At 58.8% G+C, this 7,879-nt stretch carries 7 protein-coding genes; 4 read left to right on the top strand and 3 right to left on the bottom strand.

The window, feature by feature from the left end; translation table 11 throughout:
* Positions 1–240 precede the first annotated feature (240 nt).
* Positions 241–660, top strand: a complete 420-nt coding sequence (locus K8W16_RS09185) for a MucR family transcriptional regulator (protein ID WP_304122851.1) — start codon at positions 241–243, stop codon at positions 658–660.
* 264 nt (positions 661–924) lie between these two features.
* Here K8W16_RS09185 and K8W16_RS09180 read toward each other — a convergent pair whose 3' ends face one another.
* The 3 genes from K8W16_RS09180 to K8W16_RS09170 form a co-directional block, all read right to left on the bottom strand.
* Positions 925–1,431 (bottom strand): hypothetical protein, encoded by a 507-nt coding sequence (locus K8W16_RS09180; protein ID WP_304122850.1) that lies wholly within the window; start codon positions 1,429–1,431, stop codon positions 925–927.
* Between the two features lie 86 nt (positions 1,432–1,517).
* Complete coding sequence (locus K8W16_RS09175) at positions 1,518–4,448, bottom strand: Rne/Rng family ribonuclease (protein ID WP_304122849.1); 2,931 nt, start codon at positions 4,446–4,448, stop codon at positions 1,518–1,520.
* 32 nt (positions 4,449–4,480) lie between these two features.
* A complete protein-coding gene (locus K8W16_RS09170) occupies positions 4,481–5,254 on the bottom strand; it encodes a metallophosphoesterase (RefSeq protein WP_304122848.1) in 774 nt (257 codons plus the stop codon).
* 142 nt (positions 5,255–5,396) lie between these two features.
* Here K8W16_RS09170 and K8W16_RS09165 point away from each other — a divergent pair, with 142 nt between their 5' ends.
* From K8W16_RS09165 to K8W16_RS09155, 3 genes are all read left to right on the top strand, one after another.
* Positions 5,397–6,062: a 5-formyltetrahydrofolate cyclo-ligase gene (locus K8W16_RS09165; protein WP_304122847.1), complete on the top strand. Its 666-nt coding sequence runs from the start codon at positions 5,397–5,399 to the stop codon at positions 6,060–6,062.
* A complete protein-coding gene (locus K8W16_RS09160; protein ID WP_304122846.1) occupies positions 6,047–6,781 on the top strand; it encodes a polyphenol oxidase family protein in 735 nt (244 codons plus the stop codon). The genes K8W16_RS09165 and K8W16_RS09160 overlap by 16 nt, the downstream gene beginning before the upstream one ends.
* Before the next feature lie 394 nt (positions 6,782–7,175).
* A partial coding sequence (locus K8W16_RS09155) for an OmpP1/FadL family transporter (RefSeq protein ID WP_304122845.1) occupies positions 7,176–7,879 on the top strand: 704 nt, incomplete at its 3' end.

Here is a 7,879-nt window from a genome sequence, read left to right as displayed (position 1 = left end):
TGTGTGTTTCAGGGAAACGTAGTTTGACTGGCTCATCCATTCTTTCACAAAAAGTGATTCTTTTTTCTGACGCAGATCCATGGAGCACATGCTCTTATAGGCGCGAATTTCATTGCGGCACTAGGAAAAGGGCGGCATACCTCTTTTATGTCGAAAAGAGCATTTTTTCTTTCCTTGCATTTGACAGAAAAGCTGATTGCGTTTACATAAGATATACTATTTTCTTATAAGGAGGCCAATATGGAAGATTATCTTAAGCACGCTATAGAACTGGTTAAGGCGCAGGCGTCCGTCCGCGTCATGTCTGAGGATGAAATGGCAGAAATGATTTCTTCTCTTTCCAGCAAGCTCAAGAAACTTGACTGCTGTGAAGAAGTGGAAGAGGCCTGCCCCAGCTCTGAGGCTCCTGCTGTCGATCCCAAGCGTTCCATCAAGGAAAAGAGCATTGTCTGCCTGGAATGCGGCAAGACTTTCAAGGTTATTACCAAGAAACATCTTATTCTCCATGGCCTTGATGCTGCTTCCTACCGTGCCAAATGGGGCTTCAAGAAGGGGACCCCTCTTACCTGCAAGGAACTCCAGCGTGCCCGCCGTCAGAAGATGAAGGATATGAAGCTGTGGGAAAAGCGCGCCATGGCTCGTGAAGCGGCGGCGAAGTAGGGCTGTCGCCCCATGGATTTGTCTCCGTTTCTTCACAGGAAGGCCGGCACGGTGAGAAGCCGGCCTTCTCTGTTATGCACGTTTTCCAAGGATAGTCTCCAGGAGGAGGTGTTGCTGCGGAAGGGCCACGGCCGCATATTGGGCAGGATGCGGACGGCAGGGGGTATGTACAGGATCGGGTGGGGAATACGGAGGAGAAAGACTGTGGCAACCGGCATAGAGGGGCCAGGGGGCTTTACGGCCCGCAAAGTGGCGGGCACACTTTTACTTTCCGCCTATGAGGTCGGCGGTCTGATCGAGTAGAAAGGAAATTCCTGAGGCCAGTGCCTGCAAAAGTTCCCCTGCCATGGTTTTGAGCGCGGGCAGGCAGGACTTCAGCCCTTCGCCGAGGGCATGGATCAGGGAGCCTGCTATGTCGGCTGCATGTTCCCCCAGGCTTTTTTTGGGGAACTGGTCCGGCGCTATGGCTTCGGCGGCTTTTTCCACAGCTGCCGACACGTTGCCGCCGAGCGCCCGGCCTATGGTGTCCAGTTTATCGAGAAGATGGTCGATTTCACCGGGGGTGAGTCCCTGTTTGCGGTTCTGTTCTATGGCGGGCAGAATATCCTTTTCAAAAATCACGGCGGGCAGGCTCTGTTTCAGAGCTCTCAGGGCGGATTCATCCACGGTGCGGGGGGCGGAAAGTTCGGGCGGCATTTCTTCCTGCTGCTTCTGGTAGAAGTAAAAGCCGCAGAGGCCGAGGATCAGAAGGACGATGAAGGTTCTCAGCATGGATTTCCTCGAAAAAAGGCCCTGCTCCGAAAGGGGCAGGGCCTTCATGCTCAGAGCGTTGCGTCGGGATACGCCCCATAGGGGCGCTACTTCAGGCGGATTTCAATGTGTACGCCGAACTTTTCCTCAAGGGCCGCGATGCGGTCGCGTTTGCGGTTGAGGAGGTACAGAGCAAGTTCCGCGTCGCTTTCATAGATGAAGGTGGCCGGCTCGGTCTTTTCATTCTTCTTCCCCTTGCCGTTGTCCTGTGCCTTGCACAGCTTGCTCTGCAGGTCGCGCAGGGCCTGGAGCGACTGCCATTCCATGTTGCGGCGCACGCCCGTACCGTGACAGTGGGGGCAGGGCTCGCAGGAAATGGAAATGGCGGAGGTACCCGTACGCTGGCGCACCAGCTCCAGCAGACCGAAGGAGCTCATGTGGCCCACGTCGTGGCGGGCACGGTCCTTGCGCATGGCGTTGCGCAGGGTGCGCTCCACTTCGCGGCAATGGTTCTTGTCGCGCATTTCTATGAAGTCTATGACTACCTGCCCGCCTATGTCGCGCAGGCGCAGGTGGCGGGCTATGGCTTCGGCCGCCTCCATGTTGGTGCGGAAGACCATGGCCTCGAAGTTGGTCTTGCCCTGGGTCTTGCCGGAGTTGATATCGATGGCCATAAGCGCTTCGGTCTGGTCGAAGACAAGGCGGCCTCCTGAGGGGAGCACTACTTCGCGGCTGGTCACGGTTTCCAGCTGGCGGAGCAGGTTGAAGCGTTCCCACAGGCTCTGGCGCTGATCCTTGTGCAGCTTGACGATTTCGCCTGCGCGGTCGGGAAAGATAAGCCTGGCGATATCTTCCACGCGCGCCTTGGTGGTTTCATCATCCGTCCAGATTTCTACAATGTCTTCTGAAAGGTAGTCGCGCACGGAACGGGTGGCGAGGTCGGCTTCCTGATAGATGAGGGAGGGCGACTTTTCCGTGGGGGCCTTTTTCTGAATATCCTTCCAGAGTTTTTTGAGGTACTGCAGGTCCTGCTGGATGCTGGCCTTGCTCGCGCCTTCGCTGGCCGTACGGATGATGACGCCCATGTTTTCGCCGGGCTGTATGCCGTTCAGAAGGTCCTTGAGGCGCGCTCGCTCCTCCGGGTCTTCCACCTTGCGCGAAACGCCGATCTGTTCCTGACCCGGCGTGAGCACGAGGAAGCGCCCGGCAATGGAGATCCAGGTGGTAAGGAAGGCGCCCTTGGTACCGGAAGGCTCCTTGACCACCTGTACCAGTACTTCCTGTCCCACCTTCAGCACTTTCTGGATGGGGGGGTACTTGGGGCCGTGGGTTGCATCGTGAGGTACAAGGTAATATTCCGGGTGCACTTCGTCGATCTGCAGGAAGCCGTTTTTGCCGTTGCCGAAGTTCACAAAGGCGGCCTGAAGGTTGGTGTCGATGTTGTTGATGATACCCTTGTAGATGTTGCCGCGTATTTTGACCTGGTGGGCCATTTCCACGAAGTATTCGGTAACCTGCCCGTCTTCGGTGATGACTACTTCCACCTGTTCGTCGGGCACCACACTGACGTAGAGCACGCGGCGCGCACGGGCGGCTTCCTCGGCCTCGACTTTCTTTTCCGCACGGGCGGGCTTTTCGGCCTTTTCTTCCTTCTGGTTTTTGCGGTTCTTACCCTTGCCTCGTCCTTCCTTCTGGGAAGCGGACTGGGGCATGTCGATGCGGTTGCCGTTGACGGCGGCATCCAGGGCTGCAAGGTCTTCTTCCGCCATATCGCCGACGGAAAGAGGCTGTGCCACAGGCTGGCCGGGCAGGGCCGGCTGCGGACCGTCGTCTTCAGGGATGAAGTCTTCCTCCTGTCGGCCGAGAGCTACGCCGAGTACGCTGTCGTTCAGCATGGCGGCATTGAAGTCGAAATCATCCGGCAGACCGGGCACGCCCTGATTCTTACGATTTTTGCCCTTGCCGCGATTTTTACGGTTGCCGAAGGGGGAGTCGGACACCAGAGTCTGTGACTGATCGTAGAAGTTCTGCTGGTAGGAGGAGGGCAGATAAGGAGAACCGTTGAACGCGGGCTGTGCGTCGCGGTTTTTGCGGCCGCGGCGCGAGCGTGGATGCTGACGGTTATCGTCGAATTCTCCGGGATAGGGCAGAATATTGGTGACAATGCCGTCATCCTGCCAGAGTCCGTTTTCTTCCTCATCCCCGGCGGGGGCAACCCGATTGCCGACATTGTCTTCATCCAGAAGGGCTTCGCCTTCAGCGGGAAGGGAGGGCTCATCCTCTTCCTGCCTATGGAGTGTTTTTTCTTCCTGCGTGACTTCTTCCCCGGGCATGATGGAAGAAGGGGGGAGCATGTCGTCGAGCACCAGGGCGGAACCTACGTGGATGACGGCTTCCTCTTCCTCGGGAAGTTTTTCTTCAGAAATACTTTCTGTTTGAGCTCCGGCTTCCTTCTTCTTGCGGGAAGTGCGGCGGGCGCGGGGCTTCTTTTCCGAGAGAGCGGGTTCCTCAGGAGTTTTTTCCGCAATGGGGGTATCGGCCGCAGCTTCCTGCACAGGGCTGCTTTCTTCAACCGCATGGGCTTTGACGTTTTTTTTCGCACGGCGCTTTTTTTCCGGTGCAGGAGCTTCGACCTCCTGTTCCACAGTCATGGAAGAAGGGGGAAGCATGTCGTCGAGCACCAGCGCTGAGCCTATGTGAATGAGGCCTTCCGCCTGAGTTTCTGCCGGGCTCTGCACACTTTCGGCGCCGGAGGCGCGGCGGGAGCGGGGCTTGCGGGCGGGTTTTTCCTTCTGAACTTTTTCCGCTTCGGCTCCTTCTTCGGGGGCTTCGGCTTTTTTCACCGTACGGCGGCGGGGCTTTTTTTCTTCCGCACTGTCCTCGTGGGCGGCGGAAGCGCTTTTGCGGGTGCGGCGGGCGGCCTTTTTTTCTTCGGGTGCGGCCTGCGCGCTTTCTTCAGGGGCCTTTTTGGTGCGGCGGGTTTTTGCGGTATTGATTTCTTCGTTGTTCTCTTCAGGAAGAACGGGATTCTGACTCATGTGATCCTCAAAAAATTAATGCGGCGTCGGAGTTACGCGAGCCTGCGAAGCGTGGCCCTTACGCCCGATTCGTCAAGCGTGAACAGGGCATAGGCCCCGGTGGAAAAGGAGCCGGGGTTGACGACCAGCGTGCGCCCGACGCGCTGTATGCCTGCGGATTCATGGATATGCCCGCACAGGCATGCGGCGGGCTGATATTCCTCTATGAAATCCCGTATGGCGGTGGAGCCGACATGAAGGCCCCCGTCGGTACGGTCGCAGACGGTGTTGTACGGAGGGGTGTGCGCCACCAGCACGAGCTCCCTGTAGTGGGAAGCGCGGCGCGCAAGGTCCTCCAGCCATTCCGAAAAACGTGCCTCTGGAAATTCCGATGGCGTTCCGAAGGGGCTGAACGTGGAGCCGCCCACGCCGAGCAGGGCGACTTCCGGGCTCAGTTCCCGCACATTGCGGTGCAGGTTGATGCCCTTGGCCTCAAGCCAGTCATTCACCTCTGCGCGATCCATGTTGCCTATCTGGGCAAGGATGACGGGATGCACGGCCTGAAAGGCCTCGATCACCGTGCGGGCGGCGGCAACGCCTCCCAGCGTAGTCAGGTCGCCGGTGAGAATGACTCCGGCCGCATATTCCAGCTCCGGGATGTTTCCCGCACGGCGGATGCAACCGTGAATGTCGCCAAGCACAACCCAGACACGCCCGGAAGAGGGCATGTCGCTTGAATCCGCAGAGCCGGCAAAGCGCGAGAGACGCGCCGACGAAGAGGAACAGCCCGGAATATACGGGGCTGATTCCGGAACGGGGCTTGGCATGGAGGGAAAATCCTTTTCCGCTGGCGCGGACGAAAATATCCGCAGAACTGTTCTGCTGCACGCACTATAGACTACTTTTTTCCGTTTGACAAAGGGGGAAAGGCGGGCAAATCTGAGCGGGAAAGGCAGGGGGGCGTTTTTTATGGATTTCTTTTATGACGATGCCGGTTTTCCCGCCGCAAATGCGGGCCGTCCCCAGAGGGTGGAGCTGGATGGGCTTGAGAAAAAGGCCCTCCGTCACTTCCTTCTGGTCGGAAGAAGGGTGCTTGCCGCCGGAAAGACTGGAGCTGAACGCTGTGCGCGCATGCAGAACAGGCTTCTGGAAAGCCCGCTCTGGGCGGAAAGCCGCCGCGTCGGGCTGTATGTGGCCATAAAAGGCGAGGCGGATACCGCTCTTCTGCTTGCCCGGGCCTGGGCGGAAGGACGTGAGGTCTTTCTGCCGCGCTGCCGGAGGGGAGAGCCGGGCGTTATGGACATGGTGGCCTGTGCCGGGCCGGAAGGGCTGGAGAAATCTCCCCTGGGCATCCTTGAACCGCGTGAGGAGCCTTCTTCCCGCCTGCTTTCCGATGAGGAGCTTCGCGCGGGGCGGGAGACGCTGCTTGTCGTGCCCGCTCTGGCCTTCGACCGTGAGGGCTTCCGCCTGGGCTACGGCGGCGGCTATTACGACCGCCTGCTCTCCCGCGCGGACTGCTCCAGCGTGGGCCTTGCCTTTCATGAACTTCTTTTCCCCCGCCTGCCCCGCGACGGGTGGGACATGCCCGCGGGGGGCGTATGCACCGAGGAGGAACTGCTTTGCTTTCAGCCATGATCCCCTTTCAGTTCCCGGGCCTTCCCGGCGTGGGCTGCGCCTTTTCCCTGCGCGCTTTCGGCAGCGTCTCCCTTGCCGGAGGGGCGGAGAGGGCAGCCTCCGAACAGAGGCGCGTTTCCCTTCCTTCCCTGCTCGGTGTCAGCGCTTTTGCCGAGGTACATCAGGTGCACGGCACGCGCACCATTTTTGAACCGGAAGCTCAGCCGCCCCGGCAGCCGCCCGTGGAACAGGCCGACGGCATGGCCACCTCCCGCCCGGATCTCGCGCTCATGATAAAGACGGCGGACTGCCAGCCCATCCTTGTGGCCCATGCCTCGGGGCGCTTCGTCATGGCCGTCCATGCAGGGTGGAGAGGCAACCGGCAGGGCTACCCGCAAAAGGCCGTGGAGGAGTTCTGCGGCCATTACGGCCTTGAGCCGCGCGATCTGTGGGCCGTGCGCGGGCCGAGCCTCGGCCCGGCGGCCTCGGAATTCGTGAACTTCGCTGAGGAATGGGGGCAGGAGTATCTTCCTTGGTACGAGGAGGCATGCCGCAGCGTGGATTTGTGGCAACTTGCCCGCAGCCAGCTGGAAAGTGCGGGCTTACTGCCCGGGCGTATCCTCAGCCTTGACCTGTGCACCTTTGAGAACTGGCGAATGTTCTTTTCCTACCGTCATGCCCGGCGTATGGGCAGCGAGGACGGAAGGCAGGGCAGCTTTATCTGGATCCGTCCCGCATGAGGGTTCCTTTTTTGTCGGATTGTTGAAAATTTTTATCCCGGGGAATTCTTTCGGAAGGCAGAGGAAGGGGAAAAAAGTTCCATATCCCTTTTTCCGCTTTCCGGGGCGGAGTGGCAGAAAAGTATTGCCCTGCAAGAGATGGAGCCGTTTTTCCCCCTCCGGGCTTCGGCATGAAGAGAGACGGATATGCTTTTTTATCATATTTTTGATGAAAAAAAGTAGTAATCTACCATAAAATAACGGTTTATTTTTTTTACAAAGAGGGATAGGCATAACGGATGCATTATTTCCGATGCCGGAGAGAGGCCGGTTTCGGAGCATGTTTCGTGCTCTGTTCGGAAAAGTGTGCCTTTCCGGCTCAAGCCGGGAAAATCATCCCAATTTCGAGGATTCCATGAACGTATCTCGTAATGTGATGCGCGCTCTCTTTTGTGTCGCGCGCGCTCAGGTCAGATGTGTCGCTTCCGCCCTGCTTGCCTTCGGGCTGGTAGCGGGCAGCGTTTCCGGCGCTTTTGCCGAAGGTTTTGCCGTCACTGAATGGAGCGCGCGAGGCATGGGCCTCGGCGGCGGCGCCGGCGGCGGCATGGTGGCCCGTGCGGACGATCCTTCCGCCGTAGCCTACAACCCCGCGGGCATCACCCAGATTCCCGGTACGGCCACCCAGATGGGCCTTGCCGTTTCCATGCTGAACTTCGATATCACCCGCAACCATACCGGTGAAACGGTGTCCACCTCCGATCAGGCCTGGCCCATCCCCCACTTCTATGTGACCCATCAGCTGAGCGACAGAGTGTGGATAGGCGTGGGGGCCTTTACCCGCTACGGCCTCGGCTCCCAGTTCCCGGACAACTGGACGATGTTCAAGGGAGAGCCTGCTCTTGCCGGAACGCTTCTTTCGAGCGGCATCAAATCCGTGACGCTGCTCTCCAGCACCATCAATCCCAACATAGCCTTTAAACTCAACGACGTGTTCTCCGTGAGTGCGGGTGTGAGCTACACCTGGGGCTACCTCAGCCTGAACGAGCAGTATAATACCAATCCCGCGTTCTCCGTCATGAACCCGGGAGCAGGCTTTGCTCATGCCGACGCGCGTATCCA

Source organism: Mailhella massiliensis, assembly GCF_020741395.1.
Taxonomy (GTDB): domain Bacteria; phylum Desulfobacterota; class Desulfovibrionia; order Desulfovibrionales; family Desulfovibrionaceae; genus Mailhella; species Mailhella massiliensis_A.
This window is presented reverse-complemented; position numbering and strand designations above follow the sequence as displayed.

What these genes read in the sequence shown, in the direction of transcription:
- K8W16_RS09170 (WP_304122848.1), bottom strand. Translation starts at nt 5,254, where the DNA reads ATGCCAAGCCCCGTTCCGGAATCAGCCCCGTATATTCCGGGCTGTTCC.
- K8W16_RS09165 (WP_304122847.1), top strand. Translation starts at nt 5,397, where the DNA reads ATGGATTTCTTTTATGACGATGCCGGTTTTCCCGCCGCAAATGCGGGC.
- K8W16_RS09185 (WP_304122851.1), top strand. Translation starts at nt 241, where the DNA reads ATGGAAGATTATCTTAAGCACGCTATAGAACTGGTTAAGGCGCAGGCG.
- K8W16_RS09180 (WP_304122850.1), bottom strand. Translation starts at nt 1,431, where the DNA reads ATGCTGAGAACCTTCATCGTCCTTCTGATCCTCGGCCTCTGCGGCTTT.
- K8W16_RS09175 (WP_304122849.1), bottom strand. Translation starts at nt 4,448, where the DNA reads ATGAGTCAGAATCCCGTTCTTCCTGAAGAGAACAACGAAGAAATCAAT.